The organism is Cyanobium sp. Aljojuca 7A6, from assembly GCF_024346455.1.
Taxonomy (GTDB): Bacteria; Cyanobacteriota; Cyanobacteriia; order PCC-6307; family Cyanobiaceae; genus Cyanobium.
This window is the reverse complement of sequence record NZ_JAGQCY010000002.1, coordinates 245,949-267,345: the sequence shown is the minus strand read 5'-3', so window position 1 is coordinate 267,345 and position 21,397 is coordinate 245,949. Positions and strand designations below refer to the sequence as shown.

Annotated in this window: 24 protein-coding genes; 12 read left to right on the top strand and 12 right to left on the bottom strand. The window is 69.3% G+C overall.

The window, feature by feature from the left end:
• Window positions 1–4: 4 nt before the first annotated feature.
• The 3 genes from KBY95_RS03105 to psb28 are packed head-to-tail and all read right to left on the bottom strand — an operon-like array spanning window position 5 to window position 2,453.
• A complete protein-coding gene (locus KBY95_RS03105) occupies window positions 5–1,012 on the bottom strand; it encodes an AI-2E family transporter (RefSeq protein WP_254963228.1) in 1,008 nt (335 codons plus the stop codon).
• Window positions 1,009–2,082 carry an AI-2E family transporter gene (locus KBY95_RS03100; protein ID WP_254963227.1) on the bottom strand — a complete coding sequence of 358 codons (1,074 nt, stop codon included), beginning with the start codon at window positions 2,080–2,082 and terminating at the stop codon, window positions 1,009–1,011. The genes KBY95_RS03105 and KBY95_RS03100 overlap by 4 nt, the downstream gene beginning before the upstream one ends.
• Window positions 2,079–2,453, bottom strand: coding sequence for a photosystem II reaction center protein Psb28 (psb28, locus tag KBY95_RS03095; protein ID WP_254963225.1), 375 nt, complete (start codon window positions 2,451–2,453; stop codon window positions 2,079–2,081). Before psb28 ends, KBY95_RS03100 begins: the two co-directional genes overlap by 4 nt.
• Window positions 2,454–2,579: 126 nt before the next feature.
• Between psb28 and KBY95_RS03090 the strand changes: the two genes are divergently transcribed.
• Both KBY95_RS03090 and KBY95_RS03085 read left to right on the top strand, forming a co-directional pair.
• Window positions 2,580–3,326, top strand: coding sequence for a GUN4 domain-containing protein (locus tag KBY95_RS03090; protein ID WP_254963223.1), 747 nt, complete (start codon window positions 2,580–2,582; stop codon window positions 3,324–3,326).
• A gap of 32 nt (window positions 3,327–3,358) precedes the next feature.
• Complete coding sequence (locus KBY95_RS03085; RefSeq protein ID WP_254963221.1) at window positions 3,359–3,784, top strand: ATP-binding protein; 426 nt, start codon at window positions 3,359–3,361, stop codon at window positions 3,782–3,784.
• Here the strand turns inward: KBY95_RS03085 and KBY95_RS03080 are convergent.
• Window positions 3,750–4,112, bottom strand: a complete 363-nt coding sequence (locus KBY95_RS03080) for a DUF6439 family protein (RefSeq protein ID WP_255024583.1) — start codon at window positions 4,110–4,112, stop codon at window positions 3,750–3,752. The two genes, KBY95_RS03085 and KBY95_RS03080, sit on opposite strands and share 35 nt — an antisense overlap.
• A 38-nt stretch (window positions 4,113–4,150) precedes the next feature.
• Here KBY95_RS03080 and KBY95_RS03075 point away from each other — a divergent pair, with 38 nt between their 5' ends.
• Window positions 4,151–4,420, top strand: a complete 270-nt coding sequence (locus tag KBY95_RS03075) for a hypothetical protein (RefSeq protein WP_254963220.1) — start codon at window positions 4,151–4,153, stop codon at window positions 4,418–4,420.
• Between the two features lies 1 nt (window position 4,421).
• Here the strand turns inward: KBY95_RS03075 and KBY95_RS03070 are convergent, their stop codons facing one another.
• Window positions 4,422–5,747, bottom strand: a complete 1,326-nt coding sequence (locus KBY95_RS03070; protein ID WP_254963218.1) for a glutamine synthetase family protein — start codon at window positions 5,745–5,747, stop codon at window positions 4,422–4,424.
• A 163-nt stretch (window positions 5,748–5,910) separates the two neighbouring features.
• Between KBY95_RS03070 and KBY95_RS03065 the strand changes: the two genes are divergently transcribed.
• Together KBY95_RS03065 and KBY95_RS03060 are read left to right on the top strand one after the other, a co-directional pair.
• Window positions 5,911–6,429: an allophycocyanin subunit beta gene (locus tag KBY95_RS03065; RefSeq protein ID WP_254963217.1), complete on the top strand. Its 519-nt coding sequence runs from the start codon at window positions 5,911–5,913 to the stop codon at window positions 6,427–6,429.
• Between the two features lie 46 nt (window positions 6,430–6,475).
• Complete coding sequence (locus KBY95_RS03060; protein ID WP_254963216.1) at window positions 6,476–7,669, top strand: alanine--glyoxylate aminotransferase family protein; 1,194 nt, start codon at window positions 6,476–6,478, stop codon at window positions 7,667–7,669.
• A 1-nt stretch (window position 7,670) separates the two neighbouring features.
• Here the strand turns inward: KBY95_RS03060 and KBY95_RS03055 are convergent, their stop codons facing one another.
• Window positions 7,671–8,168, bottom strand: a complete 498-nt coding sequence (locus KBY95_RS03055) for a nucleoside deaminase (protein ID WP_254963215.1) — start codon at window positions 8,166–8,168, stop codon at window positions 7,671–7,673.
• A gap of 65 nt (window positions 8,169–8,233) precedes the next feature.
• Between KBY95_RS03055 and KBY95_RS03050 the strand changes: the two genes are divergently transcribed.
• A complete protein-coding gene (locus tag KBY95_RS03050) occupies window positions 8,234–9,667 on the top strand; it encodes a pyridoxal-dependent decarboxylase (RefSeq protein ID WP_254963213.1) in 1,434 nt (477 codons plus the stop codon).
• A 116-nt stretch (window positions 9,668–9,783) separates the two neighbouring features.
• On the opposite strand, the gene KBY95_RS03045 is transcribed toward KBY95_RS03050, so the two are convergent.
• Genes KBY95_RS03045 through KBY95_RS03030 form a run of 4 tightly spaced genes read right to left on the bottom strand, consistent with a single transcriptional unit; the run spans window position 9,784 to window position 14,594 of the window.
• A complete protein-coding gene (locus tag KBY95_RS03045; protein WP_254963212.1) occupies window positions 9,784–11,379 on the bottom strand; it encodes a YcjF family protein in 1,596 nt (531 codons plus the stop codon).
• Complete coding sequence (locus tag KBY95_RS03040) at window positions 11,376–13,568, bottom strand: transglycosylase domain-containing protein (RefSeq protein ID WP_254963210.1); 2,193 nt, start codon at window positions 13,566–13,568, stop codon at window positions 11,376–11,378. The genes KBY95_RS03045 and KBY95_RS03040 overlap by 4 nt, the downstream gene beginning before the upstream one ends.
• The gene (lspA, locus tag KBY95_RS03035) at window positions 13,549–14,025 is read right to left on the bottom strand and encodes a signal peptidase II (RefSeq protein WP_254963209.1); all 477 of its coding nucleotides are present in this window, start codon (window positions 14,023–14,025) and stop codon (window positions 13,549–13,551) included. The genes KBY95_RS03040 and lspA overlap by 20 nt, the downstream gene beginning before the upstream one ends.
• Window positions 14,025–14,594, bottom strand: a complete 570-nt coding sequence (locus KBY95_RS03030; RefSeq protein ID WP_254963208.1) for a biotin transporter BioY — start codon at window positions 14,592–14,594, stop codon at window positions 14,025–14,027. The genes lspA and KBY95_RS03030 overlap by 1 nt, the downstream gene beginning before the upstream one ends.
• Before the next feature lie 82 nt (window positions 14,595–14,676).
• Between KBY95_RS03030 and KBY95_RS03025 the strand changes: the two genes are divergently transcribed.
• Window positions 14,677–14,949, top strand: coding sequence for a DUF3148 domain-containing protein (locus KBY95_RS03025; RefSeq protein ID WP_261353417.1), 273 nt, complete (start codon window positions 14,677–14,679; stop codon window positions 14,947–14,949).
• Here the strand turns inward: KBY95_RS03025 and KBY95_RS03020 are convergent.
• Window positions 14,918–16,234 carry a pitrilysin family protein gene (locus KBY95_RS03020; protein ID WP_254963207.1) on the bottom strand — a complete coding sequence of 439 codons (1,317 nt, stop codon included), beginning with the start codon at window positions 16,232–16,234 and terminating at the stop codon, window positions 14,918–14,920. The two genes, KBY95_RS03025 and KBY95_RS03020, sit on opposite strands and share 32 nt — an antisense overlap.
• Window positions 16,231–17,505 carry a pitrilysin family protein gene (locus KBY95_RS03015; RefSeq protein ID WP_254963206.1) on the bottom strand — a complete coding sequence of 425 codons (1,275 nt, stop codon included), beginning with the start codon at window positions 17,503–17,505 and terminating at the stop codon, window positions 16,231–16,233. Before KBY95_RS03015 ends, KBY95_RS03020 begins: the two co-directional genes overlap by 4 nt.
• 42 nt (window positions 17,506–17,547) lie before the next feature.
• Here KBY95_RS03015 and KBY95_RS03010 point away from each other — a divergent pair, with 42 nt between their 5' ends.
• From KBY95_RS03010 to KBY95_RS02990, 5 genes are read left to right on the top strand one after another with little or no spacing between them, the layout of a single operon-like run.
• The gene (locus KBY95_RS03010; RefSeq protein ID WP_254963205.1) at window positions 17,548–18,300 is read left to right on the top strand and encodes a phycocyanobilin:ferredoxin oxidoreductase; all 753 of its coding nucleotides are present in this window, start codon (window positions 17,548–17,550) and stop codon (window positions 18,298–18,300) included.
• Window positions 18,301–18,311: 11 nt separating this feature from the next.
• Complete coding sequence (locus tag KBY95_RS03005) at window positions 18,312–19,178, top strand: HlyD family efflux transporter periplasmic adaptor subunit (protein ID WP_254963204.1); 867 nt, start codon at window positions 18,312–18,314, stop codon at window positions 19,176–19,178.
• Entirely contained in the window at window positions 19,175–20,341 is a 1,167-nt protein-coding gene (gene devC / locus KBY95_RS03000) for an ABC transporter permease DevC (RefSeq protein WP_254963203.1), read from the top strand. The genes KBY95_RS03005 and devC overlap by 4 nt, the downstream gene beginning before the upstream one ends.
• Window positions 20,342–20,359: 18 nt before the next feature.
• Entirely contained in the window at window positions 20,360–21,103 is a 744-nt protein-coding gene (locus KBY95_RS02995; RefSeq protein ID WP_254963202.1) for a DevA family ABC transporter ATP-binding protein, read from the top strand.
• Window positions 21,104–21,159: 56 nt separating this feature from the next.
• Window positions 21,160–21,315 carry a hypothetical protein gene (locus tag KBY95_RS02990; protein ID WP_011293689.1) on the top strand — a complete coding sequence of 52 codons (156 nt, stop codon included), beginning with the start codon at window positions 21,160–21,162 and terminating at the stop codon, window positions 21,313–21,315.
• Window positions 21,316–21,397: the final 82 nt, after the last annotated feature.

Sequence of the window (21,397 nt, the reverse complement as noted above, 5' to 3'; positions counted from 1 at the left end):
GGGATCAGACATGATCCCAGCGGTCCATCACATCACGGACGAGCACCTCTTCGCAGATCACCTGCAGCACCACCACCAGGGGCAGGGCCAGCAGCAGTCCGGGCAACCCCAGCAGGGCCCCCAGACTCAGCTGGGCCATCAGGGCCACCGTGGGCAACAGGTTGACGGTGCGGCTCAGGAGCAGGGGGGTGAGCAGGAAGGCTTCGCCGTTCTGAAGCAGCAGCCGCAGCACGAGCACCTGGATCACCTTCGCCGGGGAGATCAGTAGGGCGACGGCCAGGGGCAGCAGGGTGGCGGCGGTCGGACCGATGGTGGGCACGAAGGTGAGCAGACCGCAGACCAGGCCGCTCAGCAGCGCCAGGGGCACCTGCAGCAAGGCCAGTCCCGCCCAGGTGGTGAGGAAGACCACCGAGCCGGAGATGGTCATGCCCGCCAACCAGCCACCCAGGGCCTCGCGGCATTCGCGCAGCAACTGCTCCATGCGCCGGCGGTAGAAGCGGGGCGTGGCGGCGATCACCAGGCGTTGATGGCTGACTGGATCAAGCGCCATCAGGATCGCCAGCAGCAGCAGCAGCACCAGTTGAATCGTGCTGTTGGCGGCGCCACCGGCCACGCCGAGCAGCTGCCCGCCCAAAGGCTGGAGCCGATCCAAGACGCTCCCATCGGCCAGCTGCCGCTCCAGATCGCGCAGCAGGGGGGTCTTGGGCACCACGTCGCCGAGCCGCTGGATCAGCTGGGGCACCAACTGGCTGAACTGGCGGATCTGGTCGATCACTTCCGGCAGCAGCAACTGGCCCAGGACCCAGCCGATCACGAGCAATGCCAGCAGCACCAGCGACAGGGCCGCCCCGCGATTCAAGGGAGTGAGGCGTCGCAGGAGGCTGGTGGGCACATCCAGCGCCACCGCCAACACCACCGCACCGAAGAGGATCAGCAGCACCAAGCGCAGTTCCCAGAGCAGCAGGAACAGCGCCACAAGGGCGAGGGCCCCGAGCAGGGTGCGTGCCTTCATGTCTGCCGTCGCTCCCGCTTCCAGGGGTCGAGGATGTCATGGATCAGCACGTCCCGCAGCAGCACCTGCAGACACACCGCCAGGGGCAGGGCCAGCAAAAGACCGAGGGGGCCGAACAGCAGCGTGAACAGGAGCTGGGCCGTGAGGGTGAGGCCCGGCAGCAGTTGCAGCTGATGGTGCATCACCGAGGGGGTGATGACATAGCTCTCGAGATTCTGGATCAGGACGTAGACGAGCAACACGGCCAGGGCCTTCCAGGGAGCATCCAGGAGGGCCACCGACATCGGGAAGATGGTGCTCAGCGTCGGTCCCACGTTGGGGATGATGTTGAGCAGGCCGGCCAGCAGGGCATTGGCCGCCACCAGCTTCACCCCCAGCAGGGATAGACCAATGGCCGCCAAAAGCCCGACGCAGAGGGAGCTGATCAGCACCCCGACCATCCAGCTGCTGAGAGCTGTGCCGCAGGCCACCAGCACCTGGCGCAGCCGCCGCCGGTAGAAGGAGGGCGCCAGCAGCAGCAGGGCCTCCCGGTATCCGGTGGGCTGGGCGGCGACCATCAGCGAGACGACCACCACAAACAGGGTCTGGAGCAGGCCAGCTCCAAGATTTCCGGCCACGCCCACCAGGCCGATCGCTCCACCGCCGAGCCTGCCTAAGAGATCGGGGGGCAGGGTGGTGGGAATCGAGAGGCTGGATTTCAGCCAGTCCAGGCTGCTCTCCCGGCGGCCGTAGAGCATCTGGGACGCGCCCTCAAGCGACTGGCGCAGCAGTGTCAACAACTCCGTCCAGGCCCGCGGCACCTGTTGCAGCAACACGCGGAACTCCCCGATGAACGGGGGGATCACCACCGTGGCGACAATCAGCACCAGCAGCGTCACCAGCAGCAGAGCCAGCAGCAGGGCCATGGGCCTGGAGACGCCGATGCGTTCGCGGATGGCGCCCACCAGGGTGCAGAGGGCCATGGCGAGCACCACGGCGGCGAACAGCAGAATCAGGGCGTCACGCAGGCTCCACAGCAGAACGAGCGCCGCCAGCAGGGCGATCAGGCCCAGCCACTGGCCGAATTTCAAGCCTCCTCCTGGCCCTCCTCGGCCGTCTCGTCGCCCTGGCCGGCAAACCCGAGACCATGGCCATCGGCGTAGCGCTGGGCGAAGCGCATGAAGCGCTCGAAATCGGTGGTGCTCTTCCAGGTGTAGGTGGCTTCCAGGGCGCTGGCCTTGCCGTTGACGAAACGGGCCTTCACCTCACGGGTCACCATCTCGCCCTCTTCATCGAGCATGAACATCCCGGTGATGTCGCCCACCGCCTGGGGGGCCAGGGCCTGGGGCTCCTCGAACACGAAGGTGGCCTGGCCGGTGCGGCCATCCCGTGAACGGGTCATTCGGATGTCGGGCACGACCGTCTCGTCTACCCCGCGGAAGAACTGAATGGCGGCGGCCATGGCATTCTCTGAAAATGGGACTTTAGGCAGGGCTCGAACCCCCTCTCCGCTCCCCATTCAGCCAGTGCCCATCGGCCCTGACATAGTGGATCCCACCATGCTGCCTTTTCGGCTGGTCGTCTGCCCATGCTCTCCGGTCCACCGGTTTCCAGCACCGTCGATGCCGAACAGCTGCTGGAGCGTTTCCTCGCAGGGTCGGCCCGTCAACGCCGCAGCCTTCTGGGCCCGCTCGAGCAGGCCGGCCCCGACCTCCTGGATCGAATCCCGGATCGGCTCGACCGACTGGATGCCACCGGCGACGATTGGGCCGCCGGCCATCTGATCCAACTGTTGCTGGCCTCCGCTGACCCTGACCGGCAAGAGGCCTGGCTGGCTCGCCACCCCGAGGGATGGCTCGCCGTCGCCAGCGTCGCAGGCTTCGACTACGCGCCGCTGCAACAGCAGTTGATGCGGCAAGCCTTCGAAGCGGCCGATCGCCTCACCAGCGAACACTTGCGCCAGCTGGCTGGCGAGGCGGCCGTCCGACGCGGCTATGTCTATTTCAGCGAAGTCGCGGCGATGCCCGACACCGACCTCACCAGTCTCGACCGTCTCTGGTGTTGCTATTCCCAGGGGCGCTTCGGCTTTTCGGTCCAGGCCCGGCTGCTGCAGGTGTGTCAGGGCCAATGGGATCGGCTCTGGCCTCGGCTCGGCTGGAAGAGCGATGGCACCTGGACCCGCTACCCGGGCTCTTTCCAGTGGTCGCAGGAGGCGCCGGAAGGCCACATGCCCTTGATCAACCAGCTGCGCGGCGTGCGGTTGATGGACGCGCTTTTGCAACATCCCGCCATACAGGCCCGCCTGGGGGAGGCACCGGCCGGGCGCGCACGTTAGGTTTCGGTGAGGCGAATGGGAATTCCTGCTTCATGCAGCTCCGCTGGGCCGACTACATCACCCCCTCCACCCTGCAGCTGGCCCCGCTGGTGGAGTTGCTTCTTGAACCCATCGGCTGCGCACTCCGCCAGGCGGAGTTGCAGCTCGGGCTGCAGGAGGCCTTGGTCAATGCCGTGCGACATGGCAACGGCTGCGATCCCGGCAAGTGCCTGAGGGTCCGCCGGATCGTCACCCCCCGCTGGGTGGTCTGGCAGGTCCAGGACGAAGGCCCCGGGCTTCCGCCCCATGCCCGCCGGAGCGGTCTGCCCTGCGAGCAGGACGCCCTTTCCGGACGTGGCCTGTTTCTGATCCATCACTGCTTCGATGATGTGCGCTGGAGCAGCCGGGGCAACCGGCTGCAGCTGGCGGCACGGCGGGCCGTGGTCAGCGTCCGTGGGCCGGACAGCCCGGATCGCTGATCTCGGCCCGCAGCCAGGCCTGGGCGTTCTCCAGCAGGGCGATGGCGTTGCGCCGACCTTCGCTGGACGCGCTGGCGGCAGGCTCATCAGCAGCCAGGAGTTGCACCAGGGCCGCCGCCACCTGTTCAGCCGCCCGACGGGAGCGCTGGTGTTTGAGGGCGTGCCAGTCGCGGTCGCCGATACTGAGCTGGCGATGCAGGCGTTCGGCCAGGGGCAGGGCCTCAGGTGGCCACGACCGGTGGGACGGGACCGAGACACCGACGGAGGAAGAGGCTTCGGCTGGAGCGCTGGTGGCTTCCACTGGACGATCGGACCGCAGTGGCCCCATCCTGTCGTTCCAGGCCTCGCCCTGTCGATCGTGCCGTCATGAGCCGACTCCACCGCCCCCGTCGCCCACCGTCACCCGGACTGCTGCATCACCTGGCGGCGGTCTTGAGCCTGGCCGGTCGTCCGGGGGCCGTCCCCCCCACGGGGGTGACCCTGCGGCGGCGGCGGCAAAAGCTGGAGCTGGCCCAGCGGCTGCTGGATCCCCTCCCGACCGCCCTGCTGCCCAGCACCCGGCACGGTGATCGCTTCTGGATGGCGCTGCGCTGGGGGGGACTGGGGCTGTTGCTGGCCTGGTTGTTGCGGCCCTGAGTCAGGCGATCGGGTCGCTGGCGAACTCGTGGGGATGGGGCCTGTGCTCCAGCTCCTCCACCTCCTGGCGCTTCAGGGCCATCCAGTCCTCCAGCAGTTCCTGGCTGAAGACCCCACCGGCCAGGAGGTAGTCATGGTCGCCGGCCAGTGCGGCCAGGGCCCCGCCCAGGTCGGTGGGCAGGCTAGCGCCTGGAGGGGCCTCCCCTGGGGTAGCGGCGGCGGCGGGCTCCCGATCGCTGGCGGGGCCGGGATCGCACTGGCGCCGTACGCCATCCAGCCCGGCCAACAGCATCGCCGCAAAGGCCAGATAGGGATTGGCCAGCCCGTCCGCCTGTCGCAGCAACAGCCGCCGCTTGGCCGGATCGCTGCCGCTGTGAGGCACCCCGACCACGGTGGAGGGGTCGTTCCTGGCGTAGGTCAGCCGCGTCGGGGCCTCGGGGCCGCTCCTCAGCCGCCGGTAGCTGTTGGTGCCGGGGTTGGTGAAGGCAGCCAGGGAGGGGCCGTGGTGCAGCAGCCCCCCCAGGTACCAGCGGGCGGTCTGGGACAGGTCTCCATAGGTGCCCTCACCGCAGAACAGGGGCTGGCCAGCCCTCCACAGGCTCTGGTGTACCTCCAGGCCGGCGCAGCCCTTCTCCGGGGTGGGCCTTGGCAGGACAGTGGCACTCCAGCCGTGGCGCCTGGCCACGTGGCGCAGCACGTAGCGGCTGACCATCAGGGCATCGGCGGCCCGCAGCGGATCAGCGCTGCCCAGCGTCAATTGCTGCAGGGGTCCAGGCGCTGCCGGCTGAGACAGACGGGCCCGCAGGCCCAGGGCCGTCAGGGTGAGCAGCAGCTCACTGACGATCGCCCCCGGTCGCTGCGAACCGATGGCGACCCGGCAGCCGCTGCCCAGGGCGTCGGAGTGGCTGAGCAGCTCCTTGAACAGGAAGAACTCCTGCTTGATACCGAAACGGGCGCCATCGGCCAGACCGCTGCCGGCCAGCAGGGCCAGGGCGCGGCTGGCCAGGGCGCGGGGGCAGTGGCGGAAGCTCACCGCGGCCGCCGCCGGCGCCTCGAACGTCGCAATCAGGCTGAGGCTCCTCGGGGAGAGGAAAGGGTCGATCCAGGCGGTGGTGGGGTCCGGATGCAGGATCAGCCCAATCGGCTCGCCGCCGAGGCTGTCGAGGGGAAGACCCCGCTGGAAGGCCCCGTCACCGAGCTGGCCGAACTGGTGGGCCTCCAGGCCGATCGAATGCCAGCGTCCCTGCAGGTCACTCACCTTGAGGTCGATGCGCTCGATGCCGTCCTCCCCGAGGCGGCGCAGGACGTCCTGGGCGGAGGTGGCCATGGCGGGAGGCGGATCGGAAGGCTGCCGCCACGATGGTGCCCCCCCGGCGGGCCGGTGGCCGCGTAACCGTTTCTGTCAGATTCCCCAGAACCAGCCGCAGCACAGGAATCTGGCGGATTGCGAGTGCTACCTTCCGCTGCAGGTGCGTCGATCCGTTTCGTCCATGCGAGATGCCATCACCGGTCTGATCGGTCGCTACGACCAGCTGGGCCGCTATTTCGATCGCTCCGCGATCGATCGGATTGATGCCTACTACGGCCAGGCGGAGTTGCGGCTCGCCGCCGTCGAACTGATCAACCGGGAAGCGGCCGTCATCGTGCGAGAGGCGGCCCAAAGGCTCTGGCTTGAAGACCCCGAGCTGCTCCTCCCCGGCGGCAACGCCTACACCACCAGGCGTCTGTCGGCCTGCCTGCGCGACATGGACTACTTCCTGCGCTACGCCAGCTATGCCCTGGTGGCGGACGATTTCACCATCCTCGACGAGCGGGTGCTGAACGGCCTTGATGACACCTACAAGAGCCTGGGCGTTCCCACCGGTCCCACCGTGCGCAGCATCTCCCTGCTCGGTGACGTGATCGCCGAGATGCTGGCGGATGCCGGCCTGGTGAACACCGGCCTTGTGCGGGCCCCCTTTGAGCACCTCTGCCGCGGTCTCTCCTCCAGCAACGTCCGCGCTCGCTGAGCGGCCATTCCCTAGTCTCAGATCACTTCTGCCGCTCCGCCAGGTCTTGCCTCTCCCCCCAGTGCCTCCCACCGTCAGCAGCACCCACAGGCTCGCTCTGGATCCCATCGCCACCCCAGAGCGCCTGCTTCTCGGTCCTGGCCCTTCCAATGCCCATCCCACGGTGCTGCAGGCCCTGGCACGGATGCCCATCGGCCACCTGGATCCCCTTTACATCGAGCTGATGGGTGAGGTGCAGGAGCTGCTCCGTTACGCCTGGCAGACCGATAACCGGCTGACCATCCCGATGAGCGGCACCGGCAGTGCCGCCATGGAAGCGACCCTGGCCAACACCATCGAGCCCGGCGACAAGGTGCTGGTGGCGGTGATGGGCTACTTCGGCCAGCGGTTGGTGGATATGGCCGGCCGTTACCGGGCCGATGTCGTCACGATCGAGCGCCCCTGGGGCGAGGCCTTTGACCTGGCCGAACTCGAAGCGGCCTTGATCGCCCACAAGCCCGCCATCCTGGCGATGGTGCATGCCGAAACCTCCACTGGCGTGTGCCAGCCGATGGCCGGGATCGGCGACCTCTGCCGCCAGCACGATTGCTTGCTGCTGCTCGACACGGTCACGTCCCTGGGGGCGGTGCCACTGCACATCGATGCCTGGAAGGTGGATCTTGCCTACAGCTGCAGCCAGAAGGGTCTCAGCTGCCCCCCTGGCCTGGGCCCCTTCACCATGGGTCCGCGGGCCGAGGCCAAGCTGGCCGCCCGCTCCGGCAAGGTGCCCAACTGGTACCTCGATGTTTCCCTCCTCAACAAGTACTGGGGCAGCGACCGGGTCTATCACCACACGGCTCCGGTCAACATGAACTTCGGCATGCGCGAAGCCCTGCGGCTCCTGGCCGAAGAGGGACTGGAGGTCGCCTGGGCCCGCCACCGCAGCAACGCTGAACGGCTCTGGGCGGGCCTGGAGCGGTTGGGCCTGGAGATGCATGTCAGCGAGCCCCTGCGTCTGGCCACCCTGACCACCGTCCGCATCCCCGAGGGGGTCGACGGCAAGGCCTTCAGCCGCCATCTGCTCGACCGTTTCGGCATCGAGGTGGGCGGTGGGCTTGGGGATCTGGCCGGCAAGGTATGGCGTATCGGCCTGATGGGCTACAACAGCACCCCGGAAAACGTCGATCGCTTGCTCGACATCATCGCCAGCGAGCTGCCCGCCTTCCGGCCCCCTGCGGCCGTGGCTGCTGCCATCGCCTGAGTCAGCCCACCTCCGTTGCGCCGTTCCCCTGAGGGGCCAGGCGCCGTTGGCGGAACCACTGCTCCAGTTGCTGAGAGGCCCGCTCGCCGTGCACCCCGCCCCTCACGGCCATGTGATGGTGGGCGCTGGGGTGGCTGGAGAGATCGAGGCTGCCGCCGAGGGCGCCGCGCTTGGGATCGGCGGCGGCGTAGATCACGGTCCCCACCCGCGCCTGGATCAGGGCACCGGCGCACATCGGACAAGGCTCGAGGGTGACCAGCAGCGTGCAGCCGTTGAAGCGCCAGTCGCCCCGGGCGGCGGCGGCCCGGCGCAGGGCCAGCAGTTCGGCGTGCCCCAGGGGATCCGCCCTCCGGTGGCGGCGGTTGCTGCCCCAGCCCACGCAGTGGCCTGACTCATCCAGCAACGCTGCCGCTACAGGGATCTCTCCCCGCGCCCCGGCGGCCTCGGAGAGCCGCAGGAGCCGGTCCATCCACAGCAGGCTGTCGGCGTCACTCAGCATCGACTCCTTCTAGCCAGCTCTCCGCCGGGGCACCCGGCAGAATGCCGAGACCCCCACAGTCGCCGTTGGCCAGCGTCCCCCCCGCCCACCGGTCAGTGCCGCCCCCCCAGGAGTTCGGCTGCTTCGCCGATCCCTTTCAGCTGGACCCGGCCCTGGAGGACGTCCTGCAGCAGGCCTCCGGACTCCTCTGCCGTTGGCTGGGCCAGGCTGGCCATGGCACACCCCTTCCCGGACTGAGCGTCCTGCCGGTGGTGGAACCGGAGGCGGCTGGGCTCGGCAGTGACCAGTTGCTGGCCGATCTGCAGCTGGTGATGGAAGGGGCCTACAACCCCAACCACCCGGGTGCCCTGGCCCATCTCGATCCGCCGCCCCTGTCAGCCTCGATCGTGGCGGACCTGATCTGCGCCGGTCTGAACAACAACCTGCTGGCCGAAGAGCTCTCCCCCAGCCTCAGCCGGTTGGAGCGGGCCCTGTGTGCCTGGATGGCCGGACGGCTTGGCCTGCCCGACGGCGCCGGGGGCGTGGCCGCCAGCGGCGGCAGCCTCAGCAACCTGATGGCCCTGGTCACCGCCCGTCATCATCGCGGTCTGGCCTGCCGGGGAGAGGCGGTGGTGCTGTGCAGCCAGGAGGCCCACGTCTCGCTGATCAAGGCCGCCGCTGTGATGGGCCTGCCCGCGGAGGCCCTGGTGCAGCTCCCCGTCACCGCTGCCGGCGGCCTGGAGCCGCAGGCGCTCGAGGAGCGGCTGGCGCGGCTCGACCGGGCCGGTACGCCGGTGATCGCCGTGGTGGCCACCTCCGGTACGACCGTGCGCGGAGCCCTGGATCCTCTCGAGCCCATCGCGTCCCTGTGCCGCCGCTTTGGCCACTGGTTGCACGTGGATGGGGCCATCGGGGCGATCTTCGCCTTCAGCGAACGATTCCGTTCCCGGCTCGCCGGCCTGGCCCTGGCCGATTCGATCACGGTCAATCCCCAGAAGCTGCTCGGCATCACCAAGACCTCCTCCCTGCTGCTGTTGGCGGACCCACTCCACCTGCAGCGGGCTTTCGGCACCGGACTGCCCTACATGGAGCCCAGCTGGGGCGGCGGCCACCAGGGGGAGGCGGGGCTGCAGGGCACCAGACCCGGGGAGATCCTCAAGCTCTGGCTGGGTCTGCGCCAGCTCGGCCTCGATGGCGTGGCCGCCCTGATCGACGCGGCCGTTCAGCGGCGCACGGACCTGGAGCAGCGGCTGCAGGCCATCGGCGGTCTGACCCTCTGCAGTGGCCCCCTGCACCTGCTCGCCTTCCGGCCCGAAGGCTGCGAAGGGGCGGAGGCGGAACGCTGGAGCGCCGATACCCGGGCGGCCCTGCTGGCAGAGCAGCTGATGCTTTCGCGGCCCGTGTACCGGGGCCACCACCATCTCAAGGCCGTGCTGGGCAACCCGCACACCCTCCCTGATCACCTGGAGCGGCTGAGATTGGTGGTGCAGCAAAGCCTCGCGGGCCCCAACGATGGTTGAACCGCTTCCGGATCTGATCCCGCCGAAGCCCCCCCTGAGCGATCGCCGCGGAAAATGGGTGGCGATCCTCACCGGTGCCCTGTCGATCCTGATCGGGGTGGCCTACCTGGTGCTGATCACGGTGCTGGATTCCCGCGGTCCCCTTCTGCCGCCCCCCCCCGAGGCCCTGGGCGGGGCGGCAGCCGCCGTCTCTGGCGTTGCTGCAGAGGCTCCACCACCCGGTTGAGGGCGGTTTCCAGGAAGCTGCGCAGCATCCCCTCCCGTTTGTTGAGGTCGTATTCGCGCTGCAGCACCTCCTGCAGGCCGCCATCGCCCCAGTCCTGGTTCTGGCGGAAGTAGGTGATGAAGCTTCGCCCCGCCACCCGGGTGAGCCAGGCCGCGCTGACCGCCTGAATGGCCCGGCTGACCACCAGGGCAGGGAGATTGAGGCTGAGGGCCGACGTGAGCAGGCCCACGCCTCCCTTGACCAGCCCCAGCCCCGCCAGGGTCCGGCCCACGGAAAGGGCCAGATCCTGGGCGGTATCCCGGCTGAGGCTGACGCCGTAGACACGGCCGATCTCCACCACCATCTGGGCGTTCACCGCGGCGGTGGCGAGCAGGTCGATGCCCGGCAGCGGGGTCACCATCACCACCCCCGCGCCGATCCACATGTACCGATCGACGATGGTGCTGGCGTCGCTGTGCCGTTGCCGGTCCAGCAGGTCCTGGCTGGCCTGGCTGAGGCGGCGGCACTGCAGCAGCAGGTTGTCGGCGATCAGCTCCTCCCCATCGGCATGCAGAACGCTGGCGATCCGGCGCAGCAGGGCCTCCACCTCCGGCGCCGGCTGCAGCGGCCGGCCGCCCGGCATCGGCACGCTCTGGGGGGCCGCGCTGGCGGGGATCACATCGTCGGGGGCGAGACGGCCAGCGCAGCGTTGCCGCAGCAGGGCCAGCAGGCGCCGTTCCTCCTCTTCGCCGCGCAGGTCGCACTTGTTAAGCACCAGCAGCAGGCGCTTGCCCAGCCCCGCCAGGGCGTCGAACACCTCCAACTCACTGGCGCGCAGGTCGCCATCCAGTACCAGCAAGAGCAGGTCGGCGCGGGCGGCCAGTCCCCGGGCCAGCCGTTCCCGTTCCCGTCCCTGGCGGCCCGCTTCGAGAATGCCCGGGGTGTCCTCCAGGATCACGGCGCGGGGCAGATCCCGCAAACGGAGTCGGTAGCGGCTGGCGGTGGTGGTCGAGCCCATGGGTGCGCCCACGTCGCCCACCACCTGCTGCAGCAGGGCACGGATCAGCGAGGTCTTGCCCGCCGACCCGGTGCCGAACACGACGATCACCAGGTCGCCCCGTTCCAGTTCTGCCTCCATGCGTTGGCGTTCCTGATGCAGGGCTTCGCGCTCCACCGCATCGCGCACCTTCTCCAGGGTGCGGTCGATGGCGCCCAGGTTGCGCTGGGCCGCCTCGCGGCGGCTGGAGGGCACCGTCGCCATGGGCCTTTTGCCGGCACCCGATGGCCCAGGCTTGCGCAGCCTCTGCAGCCAGGGCCAGCCGACCTGGGCCAGGGCCAGCAGCAACGCCACCAGCACGATCAGCATCAGCGGCCCCACCATCCAGTAGGGCAGCCAGGTGCTGAGCGTCCATTGCAGCTGCTGGACCGCCTGCAGCACCATTCCCAGCACCACGAGCGCCAGCAGACCCAGGAGGATCCAGATCCAGAGGCGTTGGGGCAGCTTCATGACCCCGGCGGGGCGGAGCGCACGATCTCGCCGAACAAGGAGGCCGCCAGGGCGCTGCTGGCCGCGGTGGGACTGTTGTCATCGTTGCCCAGCCAGATGCCGATCACCCATTGGCGCTTGGGTGCATAGCCCACGAACAGCAGGTCCCGGCCCTCGTTGGTGGTGCCGGTCTTGCCCCAGCTGCCTGCCCCCACGTAGGCGGCGCCACCGGTGCCGCCACTGACCACCGCTTCCAGCATGACCCGCATCGCCTTCGCGGTGGCGGGGCTCATCACCCGGCGACCGGGGCTGGTGACGGCCCTCGAGCTGCCGGCGGAGGCCCGGCAATCGGACCCCCCCCGCTCCCCCGCCGCCTGGGAGGCGGCACAGGCTTCGGCATCCGTGAGCCGGCGGATCGTTGTCGGCGTCCGCCAGAGCCCATCGGCGGCGACGCTGGCATAGGCGGCCGTGAGCTCCAGCAGGGTCACCTCGCTCTGGCCCAGGGCCAGGCCCGGCACCGGGGCCAGGGGGCTGGTGAAACCGAGATCCCGGCCCTTGTTCACCAGGGCGTCGAGGCCATCCCTGCGGGCCAGGCGCAGGGCGGCGGTGTTGCTGCTGATCGCCAGGGCCTGCCGCAGGCTGAGGCTGCCGCCACAGGCGCTGCTGAAGTTCTGGCCGCCCCAGGACAGCGGCCCGCAACTGATCCGGTCGCCAGGCCGGGCGCCGCGCTCCAAAGCCACCACGTAGGGCACGAGTTTGAACGTGCTGCCTGGTTGGCGCAAGGCCATCGAGGCGCGGTTGAACTGGCTCTGCAGGTAGTCCCGACCGCCGGCGATGGCCCGGATCCCCCCCGTGCGGCTGTCGAGAATCACCACGGCCCCCTGGCTCACACCCAGCGATCGGCTGGCCTCGATGCGCTGCCGCAGCACCTGCTCGACCCGCTCCTGCAGCAGCGGATCCAGGTGGGTATCGATCAGAAAGTTGCCTTCGGCGGCCACGTCCTTGCCCACCAGGTTCTCCAGGTCGCGGCGCACCTGATCGGTGTAGAAGGGGGCTCCGCGCTGCTGGGCGGAGCGGCAGGCGTCCGCGGCCAGTCGGATCGGTTGGCGTCGGGCCCGGCGGGCCTGATCGGCGCTGATCCGGTTGGCGGCCGCCATCTTGTCGAGCACCTGGTTGCGGGAGGCCAGGGCTGCCGAGGGATCGACGCAGGGGTCGTAGCCGTTTGGGGAGGGCAGCAGACCCACCAGAAGGGCGGCCTCCTCGAGCTTCAGGGCCGCTGCGGGCCGGGCGAAGAAGCGCCTCGAAGCATCCTCAAACCCCCAGACGGCACCGAGATAGACCCGGTTGAGGTAGCTCAGCAGCAGCTCCTGCTTGCTGAAGCGCGCCTCCAGCTGCAGGGCCACCAGCAGCTCCCGCCATTTGCGACCCAGCGTCTCGCCCTGTCCCACCTGCTCCGGGTAAAGGCTGCGGGCCATCTGCTGGGTCAGGGTGCTGCCGCCCTCCAGCACCCGGCCGCCGAGCAGGTTGGTCAGCAGGGCACGGGCGGTGCCGATCGGGTCCACACCCGGGTGCCACCAGAAGCGATTGTCCTCACTGGCCAGCAGCGCACCGATCAGGACAGGGGGATAGGCGTCCAGGTCGGGGAGTTCGCGGCGCTTGCGATCGGCCACGGACGCCACCGGTCGATTGCTGCGGTCGTAGAGGAGCAGCGGTCCCCGCACCGTCGCCAGGCTGCCCCGGGTCGGCACCTGCAGCAGGGACAGGGCCAGCAGCAGGGCGCCGGCGCCGGCCACGGCCACCGCACCCCGAGCCCCCCAGCGCCCCATCCAGGCCCGGCGCAGGCCCCCTTCAGGCGCGAACAGAAGCGTGGGCAGATCCTCCTGATCGGCGGGCCCGAAACGCACCTGATCCCCCTGGCGCAGCACCAGCTCCCGCACCCGGCGGCCCTGCCACCAGAGTCCGTTGGTGGAGCCTGCATCGCTCAGCAGCCAGTGCCCGCCGTGGTTTTCCAGCAGGGCGTGGTGGCGGCTCACGGCCGTGTGGTCGATGACGATGCTGTTGTCGCTGGCGCGGCCGATCCGGTAGAGGCTGCCGTGCAGTTGGTGGCTCTGCTCCGGCAGTCCGGGACGCAGCACCTTGAGTTGGGGGCCTGTGGCGTTGGAGCGGGGCCTCAGCCGCCGCTCCAACCCCTCAAGGATGGCGGTCGGCATGGGGTCGCAGCAGATCGATGAAGAAGCACGCCACGGCCAGGTTGATGGCCACGTCGGCGAGATTGAAGATCGGGAAGTGAATCGGGACGAACTCCAGGAAGTCCACCACCGCGCCGTAGCGCCAGCGGTCGATGCCGTTGCTCAGGGCGCCGCCGAGCAGCAGTCCCAGGGCCAGGCCGTTCCACAGGCCGACGGGAGGGCGCCAGAGGATCCAGATCAGCAATCCGAGGCTCACCAGGGCGCTGATCACCCCGAGCTGGATCGACGCGCCACTGAACAGGCTGAAGGCGGCCCCGGTGTTGCTGACCCGCTGCAACTGCAGCAGGCCAGGCAGGAGCGGCCGGAGGCTGCCGCTGGCCAGGTGCTCAAGGGCCCAGGCCTTGCTGACCTGATCCAGCAGCAGGGTCAGGGCCGCCAGCAGCAGCATCCCCAGCCGCCGGCGCAGCGGACGCGCCATCACGAAGGCACCAGCAGCAGCCGGCGCAGCAACCAGCCCAACACGCCGGCGGCGCAGCAGAGCAACAGCTGGGGCAGCAGGGCCAGGCTGTAGCCCACCACCAGGGTCAGGGTGTCTCCCCCCCAGCGGCCAGCCAGGCTGCCCAGCAGCAGATTGGTGAGGCCGCAGAGATGCAGCACCAAAAGTCCGATGGCGGCGGCCCCGGCAAGGGTGAGGGGATCGTCCATGCCCGGCTGGCGCGCCAGCTTGCCGGTGATCCAGGCGGCCGGCAGGAAGCCCGCCAGGTAGCCGAAGCCTGGATCCAGCAGATAGCCGACCCCCCCACCCTCGTGGAAGACCGGCAACTGGAACAGACCGACGCTGAGATAGGCCACCGCCGCCAGGGTGGCACTGCGGGGGCCGCAGACCAGGGCGCACAGCAGCAGGGCGGGCACCTGCAGGGTGATGCCGAGCGGCCGCACCCCCCAGCCACCGGCCTCGTGGACCGGAAAGGCCGCCGGCACCAGACCGCCGACAAGGATGAGCAGGAGGCCGGCGATCGCTCCGCTCCAGGTGGCAAGGGCTCGCAATGAACCGTTCGTGGCTGGCGCCCATCCTGCTCCAGCTAGGTTCGGCTGAGAAGGGCATACAGCCCCCTGTGGCGCCGTACCCATGCCGGATCTCACCCCCACCGATCCCGCGCCACCGGAGGACTCGATTCAGGTGGTGGAGGTGGCGATCCATCTGGGCGATGCCGTGCGCCTGCGCCAACCCCTGCGCTACCTCAAGACCGCCGACCCGATGCCGATGCTGCGTCCCCCAGACCTGGTGGATCCAGGCGAAGTGGGCCGGGTCGTGGAAATCAGGGCCCTGGAGCTGAGGGCCATCCGTTTCCGTCGCGGCACCTTCCTGATCAACCTTTCCGACCTGGAGCCGGCCGGCTGAGCCCATGGTTCAACCAGGCCTGGTGCGCCTGATCCAGGGCCGGGGCCGGGCCCACCAGGCTCAGGCTGGGGGCCTTCAGCCAGCGGCGAGCGGCTGCGCGCAGATCGTCGGCCCCAAGTCCGGGGGCCCGCTCCATCACCTGACGCACGTGATCGGCGGGTAGGCCATGGCTGAGCACCAGGGCCTGGCGCTCGGCGATCTGGGAGCAGGTCTGGCGCCCCATGGCGTCCTGCCCCTGGAATTTGGCCAGGGCCAGCAGCCGTGAGCCCTCGTCCAGCGGGTCCTCCAGGAGCCGCTGCCACTCGTCCAGCAGGCAGGCGGTGGCTTCCGCCGCCCGCTCGGCCGAGGTGGACAGGTGCATGACGAACGGAGGGGCTCCGGCATGGGCCGGCAGGTGGACGCCGACGTCGTAGGCCAGCCCCCGTTCCTCCCGCATCGTGATGAACAGGCGACTGGACATGCCGAGACCCAGGTGGGCCTGGAGCAACCGCAGGGCCAGGGCGTCGGGATGGGCCAGGGGAACAGTCGCGGCCCCCAGCATCAGCACGACCTGCTCGGTGTCCTGCACCTGCAGAGCCAGATGCCCCGTGGCCGGCGGTGGGCCGGCGAACGCTTGGGAGCCAGGGGCCTGGGTGATCCAGGGGGAGGCGGCCAGTTCCACCTCCAGGGCGGCCGTCAGCGACGTCGGGGCGTCGCCGCAGAGCACCAGGACGGCCCCGTCAGCCCCGAGACCCTCCACCAGGGGCCAAAGGTCTTCAGGTCCGAGACCGGCCAGTTCCGCCTCAATCCCGAGGGGGTCATGGCCATAGGGGCCATCGCCGTAGAGCAGGCGGCGCAGCTGGTCGTGGGCCAGCTGGAAAGGGTCCTCCTTCTGGCGTTGCAGCATCTGCAGGTTGAGCTGCCGTTCGATCGCCACCTGACCGGGCTCCAGCCGCGGCCGCCGCGCCATCGCCAGCAGCAGGGGCAGCAGGGTGGTGGCATCGTCGGCGGCGCATTTCAGGGCCAGCACCAGGCCGTCCTCATGGGCCTCCACCCGCAGAGCGGCGCCAGCCCCTTCGACGCAATCGGCCAGGGCCTCGGCATCCAGGTCGCCGCAGCCCCGGGTCATGCTGCCGGCGAGCAGTTGGTGGGCGCCCCGGCGGCCGGCCGGGTCCCGGCCGCTGCCACCTGGAATGGCCAGGCGGGCCGCCAGGATCGCCGGCCCGGGCCGGTGCAGGATCCGCAGGGGCAGGCCGCCGTCCAGGGTGCGGTGGTCCTCGGAGGTGGCTGGAAGAGAAAGGCTCATGCCGGCACCGCCTCCAGCAGGCAGGCCCGGGCCGGATCCAGCAGGGCCAGCGTCTGCTCCTGCAGTCGATCTGGCGACCACTGGTCCAGCAGCGCCAGGGGATGGTCGAGGGGCTGAGTCCGTCCCCACAGACGGCTGCTGCCGATCAGGGACGCCACCCCACCGGGGGATTCCAGCGAGAAGCGATAGCCATTGGCGACCAGCCGACGGGCCCGCCACCACTCCTGTTCGCCGAGGCTGTCCTGGCGGAGCTCCTGCCAGACCTGGGTGATGGCTCCCCGCACCGCGGCCAGGTCCTCCTCGTCGCAGACGGCCTCCAGCAGGGCGAAGCTGCCGCCCTCCATCGCATGCAGGTCCAGGTCGATGCTCTCGACGATCTGCAGCTGCTCGCGCAGGCGGTCAACCAGACGGCTACGGCGCCCCTCCGCCAGCACGGTGGTGCCCAGGTCCGCCCCCACAAGGCTCTCCACATCACTGGCGGGCGGTAGCCACCACAGCATCAGCAGCCGTGCCGCTTCCAGCCTCGGCACGGCGAGCCGGTGCACGCCCGGGATGACCTGCAGCGTCGCTGGGGCCATCGCCGCGACAGTCGGCGCCAGGGCGGCGAGGGGGCCACCGGCCGCCCGCCGCATCAGATCGCCATCGGCTACGGCGCCGCTGAGGGCCAGCACACAGCGTCCGGCGGCGTATTGGCGGTGATGGAAGGCGGCCATGGCGGCCGGGTCGTGGGCGACCAGGGCCTCACGCCGCCCGAGGATCGGCATTCCGTAGGGGTGCTCCGGACAGGCCAGCGACAGCAGCCGCTGCAGGGCCACCTCTTCGGGTTGATCTTCGCTCTGGGCCAGTTCCTCCAGCACCACTTGCCGCTCCATGGCGAAGCTGTCGGCCTCGAGGCGAGGCTGCAGCACCAGATCCATCAGCAGATCCAGAGCTTCCCCTGCCCCCTCCGGCGGCATCAGGGCATGGAAGTGGACATCGTCAAAGCCGGTGGCGGCATTGCTGCTGCCCCCCAGCGCTTCGATGCGGCGATCGAACTCCCCGGCCACCAGTCCATCGCTGCCCTTGAACACCATGTGCTCAAGGAAATGGGCCATGCCGCTCTCCGCTGGATGCTCGAAGGCGCTGCCGGCCCGGCACCAGAAGTCAAGGCAGACCAGCGGGGCGTCCTCCAGGTCGAGTTTCACCAGTTCGACACCATTGCTCAGGGTGTGGCTGATGGGGGCGGCCAGCCCGGGCAGCAAGGACCCGCAACAACCCAGGGACACACTCACGGACGCATGGCAGGATCCGCATTCTGCTGTCACGACGTGTCCATGGGTGAGGTCGCTGGGACCGGAGACGGTGGCATCCATCCGCTGGTGGATGCTCTGGCCGAGAGGATCCGGCTCTGTCGCAACGATCTGCCGGATCTGGCCCCCCTGGCGATCGACCCCGATCTGGAGGCGATCAGCGGCAGCCTCGATGGCGATGCGCTCTTCATCCGCAACGAGGTGCACCGCTGCCGGGGCCTGCGCAAGCTGCACCTGGAGACGGCGCGCCTCGGCGCCGGACTGCAGATCCTCCACTGCGTCTTTTTCCCCGATCCCCGCCACGATCTGCCGGTCTTCGGCGCCGACATCGTGGCCGGCAAGGCCGGGGTGAGCGCCGCCATCGTCGACCTCTCGCCGGTGGGGGAGTTCCTGCCGGCGCCGATCGCCGAGGCCTTGGCCGCCCGCTCCCGTCCGGCGTTCGAGCAGGTCCGGGAGTTGCCCCCCTGGGGGTCGATCTTCTCCCCCCATGTGCTGTTCGTGCGGCCGGTGTCGGAGGCGGAGGAACTGGGGTTCGTTGAGGAAGTTGCCGCATTCCTGGGCGTGCTCGCCGAAGCGGCCCAGGTGAGCCCTTCCCAAGCCGATGACGACCCGGCTACGGTTGCCCGATGGCAAGGGCAGCTGAGGTATTGCAAGCAACAGAAACAAAACGACAAGACCCGCAGGGTTCTGGAGAAGGCGTTCAACCCCCAGTGGGCGGATCGCTACATCGAAGACCTGCTCTTCGACGACCCACCGGTCCCTGGCGCAACGGCCTGATCGTCGCCGGTGTGGCAGGCCTGTTGGTGGGGGGTGTCGTTGTTTATCAGCGCCTGCAGCCTCCCAAGGCCCCGGTTGTCACCGCCGCCAGGCCGCCAGCCCCGGTGGAGGCAGTGGCGGCCCTGGGCCAGCTGGAGCCCGATGGTGATGTGCGCGTCCTGGCGGCTCCGATCACCGGCATTGGGGGAAGCCCCCGCATCACCGAACTGCTGGTGAGCGAGGGCGACAAGGTGCAGGCCGGACAACTGCTGGCCCGCTTCGACAACCAGCCGCTGCAGCGGGCTGAACTGGCACTGATTCGCACCCGCATCGCCAACCTCGGCCGCCGGCTCACCATCCAGACACGTGATCTGGAGCGTTATCGCCAATTGGCCAGTGATGGGGCCTATGCCGCCGCTGATCTCGATGCTCTTGAGCAGCGCACCCTGGAGCTCCAGGGCGAGCTGCAGGAAGCCAGGGCCTCATTGGTCAAGGCGGGCACGGATCTGGTCAACACCGAATTGAGGGCTCCGATCGCCGGCACGGTGCTGCGCATCCAGTCCCGCGTCGGCGAACGCCCCGGCGACAAGGGCATCCTCGAACTGGGGGCCAGCGATCGCATGGAAGCCCTGGTGGAGGTCTATGAGAGCGACATCGACCGGGTGCGGCTCGGCCAGGCCGTGACCCTCACCAGTGAAAACGGTGGTTTCGAAGGCAGCCTCCAGGGCACGGTGCGCCGCATCAGCCCCCAGGTGCGCCAGCGGGAGGTGCTCTCCACCGATCCCACCGGTGATGCCGATGCCCGGGTGGTGGAGGTGAGGGTGCGTCTCGATCCCCGTGATGGGGCCAGGGTCGCCTCCCTCACCGGCCTCAAGGTGATCGCCCGCCTGCAGCCATGACGTTCTGGCAGGGACGCCGGATCCCCCTGGCCTGGCTTTTGCTCACCCGCCAGCCCATGCGCCTGGCCGTGGCCCTGGCGGGGATCACCTTCGCCGGGATCCTGATGTTCATGCAGCTGGGCTTCCGTGATGCCCTGTTCGATTCCAGCATCACGGTGCACAAGCTGTTCGACACTGATCTGGTGCTGCTCAGCCCGCGCACCAAGAGCTCGATCAGCATGACCGGCTTCCCCCAGCGACGGCTGGTGCAGGCCATGGCTGATCCGGATGTGGCCGGCATCACGCCGGTGCATTGGAACCTGCTGTTGTGGCGCAACCCCAAGACCAAAGGCACCCGCTCGATCCTGGCCCTCGGGTTTGAGCCCCGCGACCCCCTGTTCATCGATCCGTCCGTCACCGCCCTGGCACCCCGTCTCACCCAGAAGGGCAGGGTGCTCTTCGATGACCAGTCCCGCGATGAATTCGGACCGGTGGCCCAATGGTTCCGAGAGGGTCGCACCGTGGAGAGTGAAGTGGCCGGTAAACGGCTGCGGGTGGCGGGCCTGTTCAGCGCCGGAGCCTCCTTCGGCGCCGACGGCAACATCCTCACCAGCCGGGAAACCTTTCTCAGCCTGTTGCCCAACACCCCCCCCGGCAGCATCGAGCTGGGGCTGATCCGCCTGCGGCCCGGGGCCAATCCCGCCCGTGTGGTGGAACGCCTGCGGGGCCTGTTGCCGGAGGACGTCAGCGTCCTCACCAAGCAGGGCTTCCTCGATCTCGAGATGGACTACTGGCGCAGCAGCACCGCCATCGGCTTCATCTTCACCCTGGGCGCCGCCATGGGTTTCGTGGTGGGATGCGTGATCGTTTACCAGATCCTCTATTCCGATGTCAGCGACCACCTGCCGGAATACGCCACCCTCATGGCCATGGGCTACAGCCTGCTGACCCTGCTCGGCGTGGTGGCCCGGGAGGGCCTGCTGCTGGCGATCTTCGGCTACCTGCCCGCCTATGCCGCCGGCCAGGTGCTGTACGCCGTCATCCATGCCGCCACCAAGCTGCCGGTGGCGATGGCCAGTGATCGGGCCATCACCGTCTTTCTGATGATCCTGGTGATGTGCATGGGCTCGGCGGCGATGGCGATGCGCAAGCTGGGCGACGCCGATCCAGCGGACATCTTCTGAGTCGATCTTCCTGAGCCGATGACCACCCTCCACCCCGGTACCGCCCCCCCTGTCGCCAGCACGGGCGATGGCCTCGCCACAGTGACGGTGCGCGGACTCAGCCACTGGTACGGCACCGGCTCCATGGAGCGTCAGGTGCTGCAGGGCATCGACCTGGAGATCCACCCCGGTGAGGTGGTGCTGCTCACGGGTCCTTCGGGGTGCGGCAAGACCACGCTGCTGACCCTGGTGGGGGCCCTGCGTCAGGTGATGGAGGGATCGGTGCAGGTGCTGGGCTGCGAGTTGAAGGGGTCCAGCCGCCACGAGCGCCAGCTGCTGCGCCGCAGCGTTGGCATGATCTTCCAGGGCCACAACCTGCTGCGCTGCCTCACCGCCGAGCAGAACGTGCAGATGGGGGCCGACCTGCTGCCGGATCTGGGATACCGCGCCCGCCGCGACCTTTCCCGGGAGTGGCTGCGGGCTGTGGGGCTCTCCGACCACCTCAGCAAGCTCCCCCATGACCTCTCCGGCGGCCAGAAGCAACGGGTGGCGATCGCCCGGGCCCTGGCCGCCCACCCCCGCCTGTTGCTGGCCGATGAACCCACCGCCGCCCTCGACAGCCGCACCGGCAGGGAGGTGGTGGATCTGCTCAAGCGGCTGGCCCGGGACGAGGGCTGTGCCGTGTTGATGGTGACCCATGATCCGCGCATCCTCGATGTGGCCGACCGGCTGGTGCGGATGGAGGATGGACGGCTCTGGGCCAGTGAGGCCTCCCTCGGTTGATCCGGGCCTGTTGAGTAGGGTGGAGCCTCACAGTCTTTTCGAAGCGCCGAAGCCCTATGTCCAAACGCAGGAACCTGAAGAAGGAAAAGCAGGAGCGCAACCGGGCCTATGCCCGCAAGTTCAAGAAGCGCAAGCTGCGCAACGACGGCCGCGGTGAAGGCGCCGGCAACGGCGTGACCGGCACGGCCAACAACGGCGGCGCCGCGGACTGATCGCGCCAGTCCGGTTTTGGTGGCACCGGGGGATTCGATCGGAATCCCCCCTTTTTTATGGCCACCATCTTCGACCCTCCCT